General features: G+C 34.0%; 13 protein-coding genes. All 13 read right to left on the bottom strand.

The features are described 5' to 3' along the window. Positions 1-22 precede the first annotated feature (22 nt). Positions 23-976 (bottom strand): SDR family NAD(P)-dependent oxidoreductase, encoded by a 954-nt coding sequence (locus HHX25_RS16150; protein WP_169675654.1) that lies wholly within the window; start codon positions 974-976, stop codon positions 23-25. Positions 977-985: 9 nt separating this feature from the next. Then, positions 986-1,867, bottom strand: a complete 882-nt coding sequence (locus HHX25_RS16155) for a hypothetical protein (RefSeq protein WP_169675656.1) — start codon at positions 1,865-1,867, stop codon at positions 986-988. Between the two features lie 49 nt (positions 1,868-1,916). After that, a complete protein-coding gene (locus HHX25_RS16160) occupies positions 1,917-2,498 on the bottom strand; it encodes a TetR/AcrR family transcriptional regulator (RefSeq protein ID WP_169675658.1) in 582 nt (193 codons plus the stop codon). Between the two features lie 789 nt (positions 2,499-3,287). Beyond that, complete coding sequence (locus tag HHX25_RS16165; RefSeq protein ID WP_169675660.1) at positions 3,288-3,926, bottom strand: hypothetical protein; 639 nt, start codon at positions 3,924-3,926, stop codon at positions 3,288-3,290. Between the two features lie 120 nt (positions 3,927-4,046). Further along, entirely contained in the window at positions 4,047-5,198 is a 1,152-nt protein-coding gene (locus tag HHX25_RS16170) for an acyltransferase family protein (protein ID WP_169675662.1), read from the bottom strand. A gap of 293 nt (positions 5,199-5,491) precedes the next feature. Further along, entirely contained in the window at positions 5,492-5,824 is a 333-nt protein-coding gene (locus HHX25_RS16175) for a hypothetical protein (protein WP_169675664.1), read from the bottom strand. Between the two features lie 61 nt (positions 5,825-5,885). Beyond that, positions 5,886-6,224, bottom strand: a complete 339-nt coding sequence (locus HHX25_RS16180) for a transposase (RefSeq protein WP_240964557.1) — start codon at positions 6,222-6,224, stop codon at positions 5,886-5,888. Positions 6,225-6,318: 94 nt separating this feature from the next. Then, complete coding sequence (locus HHX25_RS16185) at positions 6,319-6,945, bottom strand: hypothetical protein (protein WP_169675666.1); 627 nt, start codon at positions 6,943-6,945, stop codon at positions 6,319-6,321. A 402-nt stretch (positions 6,946-7,347) separates the two neighbouring features. Further along, positions 7,348-8,214 carry a DUF1735 domain-containing protein gene (locus HHX25_RS16190; RefSeq protein ID WP_169675668.1) on the bottom strand — a complete coding sequence of 289 codons (867 nt, stop codon included), beginning with the start codon at positions 8,212-8,214 and terminating at the stop codon, positions 7,348-7,350. Between the two features lie 33 nt (positions 8,215-8,247). Further along, the gene (locus tag HHX25_RS16195) at positions 8,248-9,987 is read right to left on the bottom strand and encodes a RagB/SusD family nutrient uptake outer membrane protein (RefSeq protein ID WP_169675670.1); all 1,740 of its coding nucleotides are present in this window, start codon (positions 9,985-9,987) and stop codon (positions 8,248-8,250) included. Between the two features lie 77 nt (positions 9,988-10,064). Beyond that, positions 10,065-12,857: a SusC/RagA family TonB-linked outer membrane protein gene (locus HHX25_RS16200; RefSeq protein WP_169675672.1), complete on the bottom strand. Its 2,793-nt coding sequence runs from the start codon at positions 12,855-12,857 to the stop codon at positions 10,065-10,067. Between the two features lie 14 nt (positions 12,858-12,871). Further along, entirely contained in the window at positions 12,872-14,719 is a 1,848-nt protein-coding gene (locus HHX25_RS16205) for a RagB/SusD family nutrient uptake outer membrane protein (protein WP_169675674.1), read from the bottom strand. Positions 14,720-14,744: 25 nt separating this feature from the next. Further along, positions 14,745-18,110: a TonB-dependent receptor gene (locus HHX25_RS16210; RefSeq protein ID WP_169675676.1), complete on the bottom strand. Its 3,366-nt coding sequence runs from the start codon at positions 18,108-18,110 to the stop codon at positions 14,745-14,747. Positions 18,111-18,235 lie beyond the last annotated feature (125 nt).

The raw sequence follows: 18,235 nt of genomic DNA on the forward strand, positions 1-18,235 counted from the left end.
GTGTTTATGTAAAACGAATGCTTTAAGCTTTATTGCTTGATGTATTTTCTATCACATTCCAAACGGCATTTTGAAAGTTAACATTTTCTAAATAGGGAGATGAGAAAATGACTAAAGGGCCAATCATTTTTCCTTTTTTTGAAACCCAGAACTTTCCATTTGTTGTCTCGTCAAAATCTAATATTTTAAGATAACGTTTTGCAGCGTCTTTTAAGGTTCCAGACATGCCCATCATGGGACCAAAGGTCTTCATTATGGGGAGCATTATTTTTTGCATGACCCAAGATTGATGCCTAGCAAAATTAGTGTTAGGCGTGGCTCCTGGAGAAATACTATTTGCAATAATATGATTGGGAAGTTTTCTAGCGAGTGAACGTGTCCATAAGCTCACATATAATTTTGTTAAAGAATAATTTTTCATCGGGTGATACTTTTTATTTGAACTTGGAAACATAAAAGATCTTAGTGTGTCTTCACTATCACCATTAAATTCTTCATTAATAATTTTATCAATATTAGGAAGCCCCATCATAGGCATGTCACCCCTCGCGGCTTCAGATCCAGCAGTGACAATCCTAGCATCAGTAGTAAGTAAATCAGCATCGAGTAATCCCACGGTAAGAATATGGTGGCCTAATAATGCCGAGGCAAAGGATAATTCCATGCCATCATCATTTCTCTCTAAAGTCTTCGGAACAATACATGCATTAAGTATGAGTAAGTTTATCCTATAATTTTTATCTATTAATTCTTTCAGTGCATTATGAGAAGATTTTTTGTCTGCCAAATTTGCCGCTAGCACACTATAAACATTATTAAAGCCTTCATCCAGTAGTTTTTTAATCGTTACTTCACCTTTCTCTATTGTTCTGCATACAAGTATGATTTTTGTGTAACCTAATTGGCTTAATTGTTTTACAGTTTCTAATCCTACCCCTGAATTGGCACCTGTAACTAATGCTGTTTTTTGATTCATGTTCGTATATTATTTTTTTATCTTTTTGTCTCCAATTTTTTCTATTTCTGGGTTTGGGTATAATTCGCTTATATCGAAATCATCAAACTTAAAATCTTCTACAATTAATTGATGAATGTGCCTTTTATCTTTCTTACTAGGTTGGTTTAAAAAAATAGTTTGTTTATATGGAATTAAAATACCGTTAATGCTTTTGTAGTCATCAAATTTTATAGAACCATAAAATGCTTTATAGCCTGGCATTTTAAGATAATTATCTCTTAAGGAGTATACGGCATATTTTAATAGTTGTGTTTCTTTATCTATCCATAAAAGATATTGATCATGCTCCATGTGGGGTTTTGGATGCTCCCAAGTAATAAAAACTAAATCATATTTTATATTATTAAATTTTTTTTCACCAGCATAAGAAATTATAGGAGCTCTTTTTAAACGGTCTATCATTTCAAAGAAATATTGATATGCAGAAAGTCCAAATGCTATGCGTTTATCATATTTGGTAAATTCTAAATCTTTTTGTTGCTCCTGTTCATAATACTGCCAACTTTGTAAACCAGCAATGGTGTTTTCTCTCTTACCATTTAAAAACGCTACTTGACTATCGAAGGTGTTTATGGCATATTTAAATTTTAGTTTGGATTTTGCCTCAGGCCATGGTTTCCCCATCTTTCCCATGAGTCCTCTCCAAGTATCTTTTGCAGTAAGTGAGTATACTTTGTGATTAGATAGTTTTGAAAAGCCATGTTTTCTCCAGGTTCTTTCAACTAAAGCCTTTCCTTTATCTACATTTAAACTTGAAATACCATCTTTTTTAATCATTTTTGTTCTCATGTCTGCCATACAGCTTTGCAGTAACACAGAAGCAATAGTTATTAATATTATTTTTTTCATAAGTTTTTATTTTGAATGTATCAATCTATACAGTTGTTGTTAAAATTTTTTATACCCTCATAAAATCTAAAGCATATGCCATATTATTTTTTAAAATTGAAATATTATTTTGTAGCCGAGATAATAAAAAGCCACCATAAAGCTGAGCATGTAAAAATTTAGCCATTTCAATCGATTCTAAATCTGTTCTAACTTCTCCCGCATTTTTACCTGCATCTATACATGTTTTAAATACAAGGAGTAATTTATTTAGTTGCTTTTGAGTCATATCTCGTAGGTTTTCGTTATTTCCAGCACATTCAACAGAAAATTTTTGAATTAGGCATTCAGATTTGAACTCATTTTTACTCGCCATATCTGCCATCAATATTGAAAATAATTCAAATCGTTTCATGGGGCTTTTAACCTTTTGATCTTCAAGGATACTTCGATAGAATTTAACAGAATTGTTTCCGTAATACTCTAAAACATGCTCGGCGAATTTTTCTTTACTCTTAAAATTATAGTAGAATGAACTTCTTGGATAATCTGATTGTTTCAATATTTCTTCCGTGCCTGTATTGTAATAACCTATGGTTTTAAATAAGTTTTGGCCAACTTTAATTACGGATTCTTTATCATGTTTTTTCATCTTACTGTACTAATCAGTACAAATGTATAAAAAGTTTTATGATTTTTTACATAATAATTTAAAATTATGTAGTCTTTTTTCAGGACGGGTTAGTTTTTAATCAGTTTTACTATGGAATCTACTTCGGTTTGCTTAATTCCATTTCCATTATGGAAGTCAGCTTCTTTTTTTCATAAGTAACTTTTTCTACTTCCAGTCAAGCTGTTAGGTCTCGAACATTTTGAGCTAATTCTTTTTCTTTGGTTTTTATTACTATTTCGATTTATTAAACCCTTAAAAAGCGAATCAGTTTTTATTTTTAGTTCTTTTTCTATATCCAAAAAAACGAGAGTTGCATCAAAAAACCTAGAGTCCATATGTTCTTTTTTTAAATCATTAATTAAGACTCACCAATCTTTGTACTTTTGCTTAATTCAATTAAAAATACTTTTAATTGAATTAATAACGTAAACGTCAAACTCAACATTATCCTGGAAATTCTTTTCCATTTTGAAGAAATATGGGTTTCTGTTGTTTGTTAGTACTCCGATTTCATGTTTAATACTTAGACAAATGATGTGGCTGTTTTAAAGCATCATATTTAGAATAACTTATGTTACAACTAAAAATATGTAGAAGGATTAAACATATGATTATTTGCCTAAATTTTCTCATTTTGAAATGTTTGTTAAGAGATATAGTTTACACAAGTTAAAGATTAGACTTTACACTAAATTAATTTATAATCTTAAGTTTGTTTTTTTAGTGTCTTGTAAAACGATTACCATTGTTAACAATCTTTTTTGTTTTCTAATTATTATAATAACAATCCTCTCTTGTCCATTTCAAAGTCTTCGCAAATTCGAATTTATTTTCAATTTCTAATAAATTAAAAATAGGATCTTGGTCTTTTGAATTTTTACGTTCTACCAAAAGGTATGATTCTGAATTAGCACTTGTAAAATGATTCAAATGAGGTGCTTGTTTTAAGCGATCAATCACATTTAGAATCTTGTCATAGTTTTCAACGACATCACTTGCAGAATTAAACGGAATTCCTATTTGTCTGCCTATTTCACTTTCTTGACCAATGTTAATATTTAAATTAATACCACCATTACAAGAAAACCGAGTAAATGAATATCCTCCTATTTCAGAAACAGATACACTTTTAGGATAGTTGAATACGTCTTTGCTTAGTCCATATAAAACAATTTCTCCCTTTTTATCAATTTTCAGTCTTGCAGTTATTTCCTCAAGCGTAATATCTTTATGTCCCCAAATATTTACAACTTCGACATTTTCTATCCTATCCAAATTATCTTTAATCTGATTCATCTCACGCTCGTAGAAAAAGTTATTGTAGACAAAAATTCCTGATAAAATAAGTCCTAACAATCCAGCTATTGAAATCAGAAAAATCTTTAATGTTTTAAGTAATCGTTTCATGTTATTAATAACTCTATCTCTGGATATTTATTTTGGCCTATCACCAATTTCCTCTATTTATTGATGCAGTCTTTATTCAGGACAGGTCATAAAGTTACACTACGTTTTCTATATGTTTCATTATAATTTCTGCCATTGTCTTAGTCTTTTTTGAGCTGGAATTTCAATATATTTATAGGTCAAATATGACGAGGCAATTATTAATACTAACAGTATCGATAGCCAAAGAATTTTATCTAATAAACCAGGTGTAACATTAGGATTTATAGGTTTAAAATATAAATCCAACCACATCAACCAAAGGTATATCCAAAATAGATGGATTAAATATATTGAGTAAGAAATATTACCTATAAAAAGTAATGGTCTTGAATTCAGTAATTTAGAAGGCAAACCTTTGTTGAGCGAAGTACAAAGAATAAAAGCTCCAAAAAATGGAATTACTATTATGTCGTATAGGTTAAAATGTAGAACAGACAAAGAGCATAAAAGCATTATGTAGAATAACCAATCTTTACTCCATATTGTTTCTTTATTAACTAGTGTTGAATATACTTGATATACACCAATACCAATTGTAAAACCAAAAACACAACGAAGTGTGCCTAATCCATAAAATTCGTCAAGTTTAAATTTTGAATTTTGACTTGCAATAAAAACGAAACCTAATAAGGCCAGTATTGTAGAAATGATACTTATTAGATTTTTACTTTTATTTAACAAGGGAATGAGTCCAATTGCAAGAATGTATGTCCACCATTCTGCAGCAATTGACCACGACCCAACGTTCCAAACAGGACGATCAATAATTCCGCTAGTTTGTAAAAAAAATAAATGAATAAAGAAATCAGGTAAGGATCTAGTCCATTTCCATTTCTCGGCTGCATACTCAGGGAACAACTGAAATAACACGATTGTTTGCAATACAAAAAGTAGCATTATAAAGACATGTAAGGGGTAAAGCCGTGTGAATCTTGCCCATAAATATTTTTTTACAACTGTTCTATTTCTGTTTTCTAATTTCTTACCGTATACATGACAAATTACAAATCCGCTAAGTATAAAAAAAAGGTCTACCCATAAATACCCATTAGTTATAAAAGATGAATGTTTTGTATTAATCAACCGAGGGAATCCATGTAACATTAACCAAATATCGAAATGGAAAAGTACAACTAACAAAGCAGCGATCCCTCTTAATGGAGTAAGAGAAGAAATGTAATTAACGGATTTCTTGTTTTTTATGGTTGAGTTTGCTAATCCATGTGTCATTTTTATTTACAATTTTATATAATGTAAATTACTTGAATGAAAATGACAAAAAAGTTGAACTTGTTCAACTGGAAAAAAATCATTTCTCAATTTCGATGTTCCGATAGTGATTTTATACACAAGGATATTATATTTTCAAAATGGCTAAAAGTTTGTCATAAAGACTTAGTATTTTCATCCAGTTTAGTAATTATGTAGCCTTATTTCAGGACGGAGCAGAGCTAAGTAACAAAACCCTTTTACAGTTTTGATGTAGGTGATGTCACTTACCCAGACTTGGTTGGGTCTATTGACTAGAACCTCTTTAATAATGTTTTATACTTGTAGAATCTATGCATTGAGTTAGTGGTTCTTGAACTATATTTTTTCCTAAGAATAAGCATATTGTGTTTTCTAAGGATTTTAAATAGGGTGTCTCTATCTACTTTAAGATTCGCTTTATCAAAATCGTCTTTCAAAGATATTTTGGGTTTACGCACACCTTCTCTAGGCAAGGGTTTACGTCTTCGTTTAACTATGTTTAGAATTTTGTTTTCAATTAATAAACGCTTGTTCTCTCTACGTTTGTATTTGTAGTAAGCATTACGTTTGAGTCCAAAACAAGCCGTAATAGTTTTTAAAGACACAAATCCTTTGGACTTTTCTCTAGCTATGATTAAGGCTTTATATTTAGCTTTTTTTTTAGTTCTAGGACTGATTTATAGCCAAGTTCATGGCAGCTACTTCGAGATAAGATTCATCAACAAGAGCATCCATATCCTTTTTTAAAAGGAGTTTTTTAAGTTGCTCAATTTCCTTTTGAAGTTCTTTAATACGTGTTATTTCGTCTTTAGTCTTCACGGTTACTCTGGTGTTCATAAGGTCTTTACGGTAGTACTTTTTAATCCATTCATTAATAGTAGTTGGAGCAATACCGTAAACCTTACCTAATTGATACTTGTTTAATTTTCCTTTTGTAAGTTCGTCTAAAATTTTGAGTTTGAAAGGTTCTGAATACCGTCTGATTACTTTGTCATTTTTGTACATAATGTTTAAAATTATGTAGCCTTTATTCAGGACGGGGCAATATTGCTACCAACGTACAGCTGTATGGTTAGTGCAGCCCGTAGGGCTGTATTAATTATACAGCGTGTTGTGTAGCGTTTATATTTTCTATTGACATTGCCTTCTTATAGAATTCTTGAAATTCTTTGTCTGAATATTTAACTCTCATAGCCTGTAAAACATCAGAAAGCCCAAGACTAACCCATTCCCAAAGCATTGTGTCAAAATTATATTTATACATTTGCTTAGAAACTTCTTCTCGAAGCTTTATCACAACATCTTTGCTTATTCCGTTTTTGACTAGTGAATTTATAGTGTTTTCAGCTTCTTCTTTTGTAAACTCAGTATCAAGAAATGGCTCTAAAATATTATCCCAAGTCCAGTTTTTCTCAGAAATCATAATATTATTTCGATCTGCAAATTCAGTCAATTCATCTATTTTATTAGCTGATATAAAAATCCAATCATTTTTATATAACAGTTGGGGTGGCGATGATTTTAAAGTAATGGAATTTATTTCTCTAGCTTTTAAAGTAATATTAGGACTAGCCAAAGAAGGTTTAAAAGGGTATTTTTTTATTGATATTTCATTTTCATTAATTCTACAAGTTCCAAATCCGCAGAAAAAGTTTTGTAACTCATAGTTTGTCGCATTGAAAAATGAGCCTCTTCGCTTTCCGAATATATTTTTAAGTGTTTTCAAAATCATTTTTTGGCAATGCTATACAACAATGTTATAACAGCAATTGCTATTATATTCCATATATTTATTTCAAATCTAATAGATTTTTAATGAATTTGAAATTATTTATTGCCACTAACGTATAAAACGCCTGTTTGTTTTTGCATTACGATGTCTTAAAAAATTTGATATACATCTTTTCATTCTATACTATAGCAAAGTATGCTGTACTAAAACCATGTCATTGTGTCTTAACATAAACGAAAAAGAGCCCTGTAGGAGGCTCTTTTTACAAAATTAAACTAACTAACTAAAATACCAAAATTACTGATTTGGGTATGCTTTCCATAATGCCAATAAAAGGCATTATTAGTTTTTTAAGACTTGTATTTTTAATCAATTTTTGACCTAAAAGCGATGTGATTATTGCCATTCTTCTAAAATAAGTTCTGTATTTCTATAAATAAGTGTTTCTTTTACTGAGTGAGCATCACCATCACCATCTGTGTAATTATATTCTATGGTGAAATTTCTTGTGTTGGGATTATAAGTTCCCGTACCACTAAGATTTGTAATACCAGCCCCTCCAGAAATGGAAACAGTCTCTGCATTAATGCTGAAAGTCATTCCGCGACCAGAAACATCAGGGTTTCCAACATAAGGAACTGATAATTCATTTTTAGAAGTTGTTTCAAGTAGCATATCTTCATTGTTTACTAAATCATTTTCAGAATATATCACACTGGTATTATCTGTGGTGTTTGTGTCTTCACCTTTAACATAATACCAACCATGGTATTGATTGTAATAGCGAACAACAATAATAGAGTAGTGCTTATCCTCTAAAATAAAATCAGTAGTAGCGTCTACAATTTGAAGTGGTAGCGCATAATTATTACCAACCGCCAAGGGGTCGTTCATAAATAATTCTTTGTTAAGTGTCACTGAAGCTTTACCCAAAAATTCACCACTAGGAATGGTCATACTACTGCTGCTAATGCTATAATAACTGTCCGGTAGTTTTGTTAATGAAGGATAAGCACTCAACAATGCATCGTCAACAATAAAATCTACCTGCTCGTTATTGTTGTTTGAATACTTCCCGCCCAATACGGCTCCAATTTCAAATGTCATATCTTGGCCATCTGAATCCACTAAAGTACGCAGAGGAAACTGTCGCGCAAAATAGGTCGTGGTATGTGTGTAATCTTCCTTATAATCATCGTAGCACCCCTGTAATGAAACAAAGGTTCCTATAAGTACAATAAGTGCCGTTATTTTTTTAATCATAATCTTTATATTTTCAAATTAATTTTAACTTAATTACCACCCTTGGTTTTGAGTTATGTTTTGTGTTTTTAGCAACTCATCGAAAGGGAGTGGGCCATAATTCATATAACTTCTATAATTAGGAGTTGTTATGTTATTCCTTGTAAAACTAAAAGTACCGTTGCCGTTATCGGTAATAGTAACTCCTGAGATGGCCTCATTCAGGTTGTCATTCCATCTTCTCAAATCAAAAAACCGATGCCCTTCAAAACATAATTCTATACGTCGTTCGTTTTTAATTAACTCGCGCATGGCTTCTCTCGATGTGATTGAAGCCAAGTAATCGTCAGACCCTCCTGATGCTATACCTGCTCTTCTTCTAACTTCTGCTATGGCCTCTCTGGCAGACATACCATAAGTTGCATCATCTGGACCGTTAACTTCATTGGCGGCTTCTGCAAAATTCAAAAAGATTTCTACCTTACGAAACAAGGCATTGTAATGTGTGTCATTAACATTGTTTCCTGCTACCAGATTTGCTTTAGAGCTTATCCATTTACGTAGATAATATCCTGTTCGGGTTGAGTTTTCAACAGTAACATTTGGAGCTCCTGTCATATGAGCGCCTCCTTGAAAGGTTTCAATGGTTATGCCCTTAAACGATTGATTATTATGAATAACCGTCATATAAAATCGAGGGTCTCTGTTTAGATACATGTCGTTTTCTACGTAGCCACTTGTTGCATTGGCTATGGGGTAACCATTGGCCATTGGAAATGCATCAACTAAATTTTGAGTGGGGTTGCACCTTCCATTTCCTTCAAGATTTGCACCAGGAGGAAAGTGTCTTTGCTCTAAACCATTATCTCCATTCTGATTACCGCTAACACGGCGCATAATTAACTCGTCATTAAGATCATTGTTATAAAATGTATCAGAAATGTTATTGATGTTATATACCTCGGGTAATGAATTGCCAATAACATCTAAAACATCGCTTGCCGCTTGTGCAGCTTCTGTGTAAGATGCAGTTCCAAATGCAGGGCTCGCCGCATATAAAAACACTCGAGATTTAAGTGCTCTACAAGCAACAGTTGTGGGTCTACCCAGATTTGTTAAATCAAAATCGGGGTCTGTAGTACTATTATCGTAAGCCTCTGGTAACCCCGCTGAAATGGCTACATTTAGGTCATCAATAATTTGTTGTATACATTCAGCATATGTATTTCGCGATAAATTAAGGTCGTCTCCATCTGTAATATCTAGTGTTGAAGTTATTAACGGAATCCCCATTAACTGACCATTCTCGTCAACACCACCATAACGTTTTAATAAATCGAAATGAATGAATGCTCTTAAAAAATAAGCTTCGCCTTTTAAACGCTCCCTATAGGCTTCATCTCTGGTAGGGTTAGATTTGAAATATAGTACGGTGCCATCTAAGCCTACTTCAATAAACTGGTTTACATTTTTTAAATCGTCATATCTGGCTTGCCAGTTATTTATTGGATTTGTAACAGGTGTCCAAAAACCATCAATTTCTACCATTTTGTTCATATTACCTGTTAGGTTATTTGATAGCGAATTGTCTGTAGCGTTATCCAGAAAATCACCGTCGTAAGTATCATAAGCGGCAGGAATGGCTCTATAAGCATATGTTAGTAAACCCCTAACATAATCTGGGTTTTCCAGCAATTGCTCATAAGTTCTTTCATTAGTTAGCTTAGGGTCAAAGTAGTCTTCACAAGAAGAAAGTATACATAAAACCACTAAAGCGAATAATATATTTTTCATGGTATGTCTTTTTTTGAAATTTCCTATGGTTTCATAGTTTTTACTTTTATTTAACTTTTGCATCATTTGTACGTTCGTTAATAAGTTAATTTTAAACCTAATGAAATTGTTGTAAACGTTGGATAATTCTTTATACCAGCGTTTAGACTTTCAGGATCTAAGTTTTTAATTTTAGATATTGTAAAAAGGTCGTTACCTCTTACAAACAGTTTTAAACCATCTGCCGCAAACTTTTCACAAATATTTTGAGAGAACGAATAGCTTAGCTCTGCTGTTCTGAGCTTAAAAAAATCGCCACTGGTTAACCAATATGTTGAATTTCTATAACTGTGCGATTGCGATAGAGAAGTTAAACGCGGTGAAGAAGCGTTAGCTACCGAACCTGGAACTGCCGAGCCTAAAGCTTGAACAGAATATTTGTTTTCACCAACATTCCAATAATATCTATTGTTTAACAACTTGTCTGAACCTGAGGTTCCTTGGCCTAAAACATAGAGTTCTATACCTTTATACTCTAAATTAAGATTTAGAGCATAGTTAAGCCTCGGAAAGCTGTTACCTATTATTTTTTTATCAAATTGATCAATAATATTGTCGCCTCTATCATTTGTAATGTCAACTAATTTGACATCACCAGGAATGATATCTCCGTAAGAAGACGTTACACCATGGCTAGCAATGTCTGCATCGTTTTGATACAATCCATTGGCTTCCCATCCCCAGATAGCATCGGTTACTTGTCCCGTTTTATTTAAATGTTGATACTGATTAATTTCATCAAATACATCGTTTACAGCTTTAGAATAGATTAGATTGGTTCCTAAGGAATAATTGAATTCTCCAATGTTATCTGTGAATACAAGAGAAAGATCGACGCCTGTGTTTGAAATTTCATTGAAGTTTCCAATTGGTTTTAGATCTCCTGTATAATTGGGTAAGGCATTATTTAATACGACAGGAATATCATATCGAAGTTCATTAAAATAGTTGACTTCTAAATCTACTTTGTTGTTAAATAAACTGGCTTCAATACCAATATTAAACTCTCTTGATTTTTCAAAAGTTAAATCTGGATTGCCTATCTGACCAGCTCTCCAACCAAATTCTTGAGTAGAATTTTGAGGGCCTGTTCTTAAATTACCGTTTGCTATATAAAAGTCCCTGTACAAAAGATAGTCAAAAGACCTGTCGTATCCCATAACACCAAAAGATCCTTTTAGTTTCAGATAATTAAAGGTTTTACTGTTTTTTAGGAAGTCCTCATTGGATATGATCCATGCAAACCCTCCAGCACCAAACAATTCCCAACGGTTTTCTTTGGTGAACTTATCAGACCCCATATAAGAGGCAGTCCCTTCTATGGTATACTTATTTTTAAAAGTATAGTTTATTCTAGCCCCAAAATTTACATTTTTATCATCTTGTTGCGTAGTTGGTCCGTCTAATGTTGATTTTCTGGTTAAAGTTTGATTTACACTTACTAAATTAACTTGTAAATCATGATTATTCCATGATCTTTCATAATCTATATTAGCTACTAGCCCCAGGTTTTGGGTAACGTTGTCACCTCTTCTACTTTCGTTATCATCAAGAACATCGGTTCCAATTCTGGTTGTTTGGGTCAAGTCATCTGGATTATCAAATCGTATTCTTGAATAATCTAAAGATTTACCTATGGCAATGTTATTAAATACATCAAATGTAATGTAACCGCCAAAAGACAGGCCTTTGGTAAGTTTTTCTAGATTGAAATTAATTCCAAGATTGGTTTGTGCATAATAATTTTTTGTATTTACATAACCAGATCTTGCCAATTCACCAACCAGGTTGGTGCCAACTCTTGGGCTAAATCCCAAATTATCGGTATCACCAATGGCACCTGCCCATAATGGGTAATCATTAGGGCGATGGGAAGATAATGCGTCAAAGAAATCTTCATTAGTTATATCTGCTCGATCCCAGATATCCATTCTACCAGCGATGTCTAAAAACATAGACACGGTATTATTAACATCATAATCTAAGTTACCTCTAACGTTTAAGCGATTAAATTTTTGGTTTTTCCCAAGGTTTTCTAACCCGTTTTCCCCAATATAACCTAAGTTTAGAAAAAACTTAGTTTCTTCATCTCCACCAATGAGTTGCGCGTTGAATCTTCTAAACGACGTGCTTTTTTTAAGCAATTCATCATAAAAATCTACATTAGGGTATAATACAGATGGGTTGTTTTCGTAATTGCTAATGTCATCGGGCGTATAAATTGGGTCTAAACCATCATTTATTCTGGCCTGATTATATAAACGAGCATATTGTGCAGAGTTAACATACTCAGGCAGGCGTGTTGGGGTCTTGATCCCATATTCGGTAAAAAATGACACTTTCCGTTTACCGTTATACCCGCGTTTGGTTGTTAACATAATAACACCATTAGCAGCTTTACTGCCGTATAGCATTTTTGCTGTGACATCTTTTAATATTTGAATACTTTCAACTTCGTCAATGGCTATACTAGATAGTGACCTGTTGGCTATACCATCAATCACGATTAAAGGTTCGTCACTGTCTCCACCTCTAGATAAACCTCTAATTTTCATCCAGGTATTATCTAAACCAGGAGACCCACTTCCTTCAAAAATGGTAAGCCCTGGTGCTTGACCCGCCAAGATAGACTCGACATTATAGTCTGAGGAATGCAAAAGTGCTTCGCCTTTTATAATATCAACAGCACCTACTAACTTATCCTTGCTCATTTTTGCGAATGGAAGAATAACTTTATTGTTGTCGATTTGTACTTTTATTGTATCATTTTCCTGCTGAGCAGAAACAGCGCTAACAATGGCTGTTAAAAATAATAATATGTAGTATTTCATGTTTTTAATTTTTTTTACCAACCAGGATTTTGTTCAAATTGACTCATTATGTCCATAACTGATGTTGGGATGGGGTACCAATAGTGCTTATCTTCAAAAACACGAACAGCACCTTGTAAGGCCTTTTTTTCATAAACTGTTTGTCCTCCAATATCTTTGATGTCTGCCCCGTAAATGGTGCCTTCACCTAGGATTTCTTTAGATAATTTCCATCTTCTCAAATCGTGCCAGCGATGAAATTCTTGGAAAAGCTCTACAGCTCTTTCATTATAAATCCGTTTTCTAAATTCGTCCTTGTCAGTGGCATATTTTGCCAAGACATTAGGCATATTTGCTCTGTTTCGTACAATATTTAAAGCTTGTACGGCAGTTAATGAACTTCCTGGAACAACGCCGTTTGGCCCATAGGCCTCATTAGCAGCTTCAGCAAAATCTAAGTATAATTGTGCGACTCTTATGTGAGGAAAATATCTGTACCAACCTCTGGATCTGTTCCACTTATCGTTTCCAGGCCATTTATGTTTCCCTTTATGATAGTAACCTGTAAAAAATTTATTCTTATTAACTTCAAAATTGTAGTGCCATCCGCCAGGTCTGGCATCGAAGATTCTAATGTTATTATTACCTGGATTTGGTAAACCTTCAAACATATCGTCTCCATGTACAGATATAAGTGTTCTTAAACGTGGATCACGGTTATCGTATGGAGCGTTGGGGTCAAAACTTCCACTTGAAATTGCTTCTGGGTCATTAATATCATAACCATCAGCTGTTTCAAACCAGTCCACAGCGTTCTGTGTTGGTTGCCCTTCAATGAGCCATCCGCCAGCAAATTGGGGTAAAAACCATCCTTGTCCAGCTCTTCCACTTGTATTAGGATCGGTATGTCTGGATAAAGGTGCTTGAATAATAGCTTCCTTTGGGAAACCCGAAGTTCTGCTATACCAATTTTCTGTATATTCACTCATATTAAACATTTCGTACCCGCCTGCTGGATATCCATTTATAGCTTCGGCTGCTGCTTGTGCTGCTTTTTCTGCATAAGTGGTATTATAGGTTCTAGAACTGGATCCGTAAGGGTTTATATCTGGGTTCATTAATGGACTGGCTGCATATAACAATACCATGGCTTTTAGGGCTCTGGCGGAAGTTTTGGTCGCCCTGCCTAAGTTTTGGTCATTCCATTTTTCAGGAAGCATTTGAATGGCTCTATCTAAATCTTTTACCAAAGAGTCTGAAGATTGTATGTAAGTAGGCCTAATCTCATCAAAATCGTGCGTAGTAGAATATGTTTTATTCATTATGGGAAAACCACCATATCGTCTAATTATTTGAAAATAATGAAACCCTCTTAAAAAATAACTTTGGCCCACTAATTGGTCTTTTAGTTCTTTTTGTGAGTATCCTAATTCTGTTGGGTATTCGATTAATTGGTCGATATTTTCTAGTACAGAATTCACAGATCTTATAGCTAAAAATGCCTTTGAAACTGGCTCTGCTTGATGGTCGTTACCATGATATTCGGCTCCCGCGCTTTCATTGGTCATGCCTCCTAGTTCTCGAGCATTGGAATTCATCCAAACCCCGGTATTATAAATCCAGTGAGGTGGGAATTTTGTGTGAGTTACTTGGCATTCGTCGGACATAACGCCTATCTCACTTGACCAATCGGTATCGGAGTAAACATAATTGTGGATTAAAAAGTTTGCTCTATCCACCACACCACGTGTTGAAAAATAATCTGTAAAAACTTCTTCAGAACTAATGCCTAACTCAGGGTTAACATCTAAATAATCTTCACATGAAATAAAGGCCGTTGCTGCTAAAAAAGTTAGTAGCATTGTTTTATAATATCTTTTCATAATCATTTATATTTTAGTTATTAATCTAGAATGAGGCTCTCACTCCAAAGTTGTAACGCTTGGTAATAGGGTATACATTTAGTTGACGCTGTTCAGGATCAAACTCGTCTGGAAGGTCAGACCAAGTAGCCAGATTGTTCCCGTTTACATAAACCTCAAATGAATCAAATATCTTGATGGCTTCTTTAAGTTTTTTACCAAATCTGTATTTAACTTCCATCGTTCTAAATCTTAAGAAATTACTGGATCTGTTGGTGTACGTGCTTCTTTGCCTATCATGATTGTTTGATGCCGCTCGCAATGCAGGATGAACACCATTCGGATTGTCTGGCGACCAAAAATTTAATTGCTCATTATTTAAAAGCTGCCAGCTAGAAGTTGCGGCAGATGCATATTCAAATAAATAAAGCTCAGATAAGTTTTTAGAAATATCGAACATACCATTAAACATGGCATGTACCGAGAAGTTTTTATAAGTCATGCCTAAACTAAAGGCATAAGTTTTAGATGCAAAGCTAGGGTTGTTGATTGGTACTCTATCAAATTCATTAACAATACCATCGCCATTATAATCTACAAAGTATAACATGCCTGGTATTAAGCTGGAATCCCATGCAGAAACTGTTGTATTATAAACATCATCCCATGATTGCAGCAAACCATTGTGTAGTAATCCATTTTGCCATCCTATGGGTTTTCCGGCATCACGACGGTAAGGCTCTGTAGATGGGGGATCGTCTCGCTCTAAAACGCGACTCTCACTTAATGACATATTAACCCTTACAAAGTAATCAAAGTCATTCCCTATTTTAGAATTCCATTTAAGCTCAATGTCAATACCATGGTTTTTTGTTTTACCAATATTTGCTCTAGGAGATTCATTACCATACCAAGGAGCTACCGTACGACGTTGCATGATAATTCCTGTTCTTTTTTCATCAAACAATTCAACGGTTCCTCTTAATTGGTTATTAAACGTAGCAAACTCCATTGCTAAGTCTTGTTTTATGGCTGTTTCCCAAGTATTATCTGGTACAGCTGGAGTGCCTTCTCTATATATGGCATTATCACCTCCTCCATAATTAATTAATGGATCTCCATAGTAAAAGGCATTATTGCCTCCCGTTCTTGATTCATACTGGGATAAATAAAGGAAACGGTTGTTGCCTATTCCACCATCAGAACCAATTTCTCCATAAGAATATCTAAACTTCAGGAAATCTAAAAAACCTACGTTGTCTTTAAAGAAGTTTTCTTTTGATACAACCCAGCCAACAGCGGCAGAAGGGAAAAAACCAAAACGAAGTCCTGGAGCCCAGTTTTCGTTGCCGTTGTAGGCACCGTTAAATTCTGCCAAATATTTTGACTTGTATGCATACGTAGCTCTTCCTATCCAACTTTCTTCATATCTAGGGAATGATGTTCCGCTTTGTGCCTTTCTACGATTAAAAAGCCCCATCAGCCCTACGTCATGATTTTCTGCAAAGGTCTTATTGTAGTTTAAGCGTAATTCATAATATAAACTACTGCTTGAACCAGAAATTTTTTCGCCGTTCACTCTTAAAGGTTCTTGTACGGCATCGGGATTTCCTTCTTGTTCAAAACCAGTTAGTTCTTGGTTAGGAAAATAATAAAGCAAATTTCTTCTTATATCACTGCTATATCCTTGGCTGAAATTATAGGAAAGCTTAACACTAGCTTTAAAGTTTTTTGTAATGTCCTGGACTAGTGTGAAATCTGTATACATGGTGTTTGTGCGCCTTTTCCATTGTCCTTCCTTTTCCATCCTATAAAAATTAGGATTTACTACAGCACCATCTTCTGTTGTTAACCTGCCATCTTCAAGAACTGGTATAGGACCAATAAGGGGTGTCTGCCATATTCTAGTAAAACTATCTCCATTTCCTTTGGCAATACCACCATTGGTATTTTGCGTTATAGAATTCCCATTCCAGTTTTTAAAGTTTCCGGCCAGACCAACTTTAAATTTTGTTGTTTGACTAAAGTTAAAATCAAGATTGGTTCGCCAAATGTATTTTTTTTGGTAGGTCCGGGGGTCGAAATCTTTTTGTTTATCTATATCAAATATATCTCCATCATGCTGATAGCCTAAGGACGTGAAATATGTAACAAAATTATTGCCTCCTGAAATATTTAGGTTGTATTGTGAGGCTGTTCCAGTAGTTAAAAGCTCATTGATCCATGTGGTATAAGAATAGAACCGTCTGTCTCGGTTTGGATCTCTCCATATATCTATTTCACTTTGAGGAATAAGGTCATTATATAATCGATCGTTCATTAAAGCAATATTATAATGCTCTAAAGTTGTAGCATAATCGGCATAATAATTGGTGTTCATAGTTGGTTCTTTTATGCCCCAACTAGTTGTGAAATTTATTTTAGTTTCTCCTTGTTTGCCTCGTTTTGTAGTAACAACAACAACGCCGTTTGCCGCTTTAACACCAAATACTGCTGTAGCAGATGCATCTTTTAATACAGAGATAGATTCAATTTCGTTGGGATCTAAATCATTAAAATCACGCTCTACACCATCCACGACATATAGGGGATTATTACTTGTCCAAGTTGATTGTCCACGTATCAAAATATTAGAAGCAGTAGAACCAGGTTGACCCGCTGCTTGCATGGTAGACACACCAGGCATAATTCCTGTAAGTGCTTCTGAAACGGTTGCTACACTACCTGTTCTAAGAAGCTCTTCTCCTTTTGCCTGGGTAATAGAACCTACTACGGTTTCTTTCTTTTGGCTACCATAACCGACGACGACGACTTCATCTAACTCAGATAGATTTTCTTTTAATACGATTGTAATCTGTGATTGCCCGTTAACTGGTATTTCCTTGGATGCAAACCCCAGAAAAGATACTTCGAGTATAGCGTTTTCATCATTTACCTTTAGAGAAAATTTACCGTCAAAATCTACAGTGGCACCATTTGTAGTACCTTTTTCAATAACATTGGCTCCAGGTAGAGGTTGACCCGCTTCATCGACTACGTTGCCGCTTATCTGAAATTTTGTTTGTCCCGTTGGATCTGGTACAGATAATTTTATAGGTTTTGTTGTTAGCCTGGGTTTTAGTACGATTTGATTATCTGATACACGATAGTTTATATCTGTATCTAAAAATAGGTGATCTAATATTTTTTTAAGGGGTTTTTTATTTGCTTTAACAGTGACCCGCTTTTGGAAGTCTACATCATCATCTCTATAGACAAAATTAAATTCGGTTAGTGATTCTATCCGATTCAATACCTTTTCCAAACTTACATTTTCAAGGTTTATAGTAACCTTAATGTTTTTGCTATTGGATGATGGATTAGCATGAGTTTGAAACAAGGCAACAATTAAAAAGATTGTGGTAAGTTTCATTTTTAAATTGCATTGCAAAAGAAAGAGAATAGATTCCCTTTGAATAACAAGGTTTTTCATTACTTTTATAGTTCTTTACGTTGGTTATTAATTTAATCACGCTTTAAACCGGTAAAATGTTCCAG

This window comes from Flavivirga algicola (assembly GCF_012910715.1).
GTDB lineage: Bacteria > Bacteroidota > Bacteroidia > Flavobacteriales > Flavobacteriaceae > Flavivirga > Flavivirga algicola.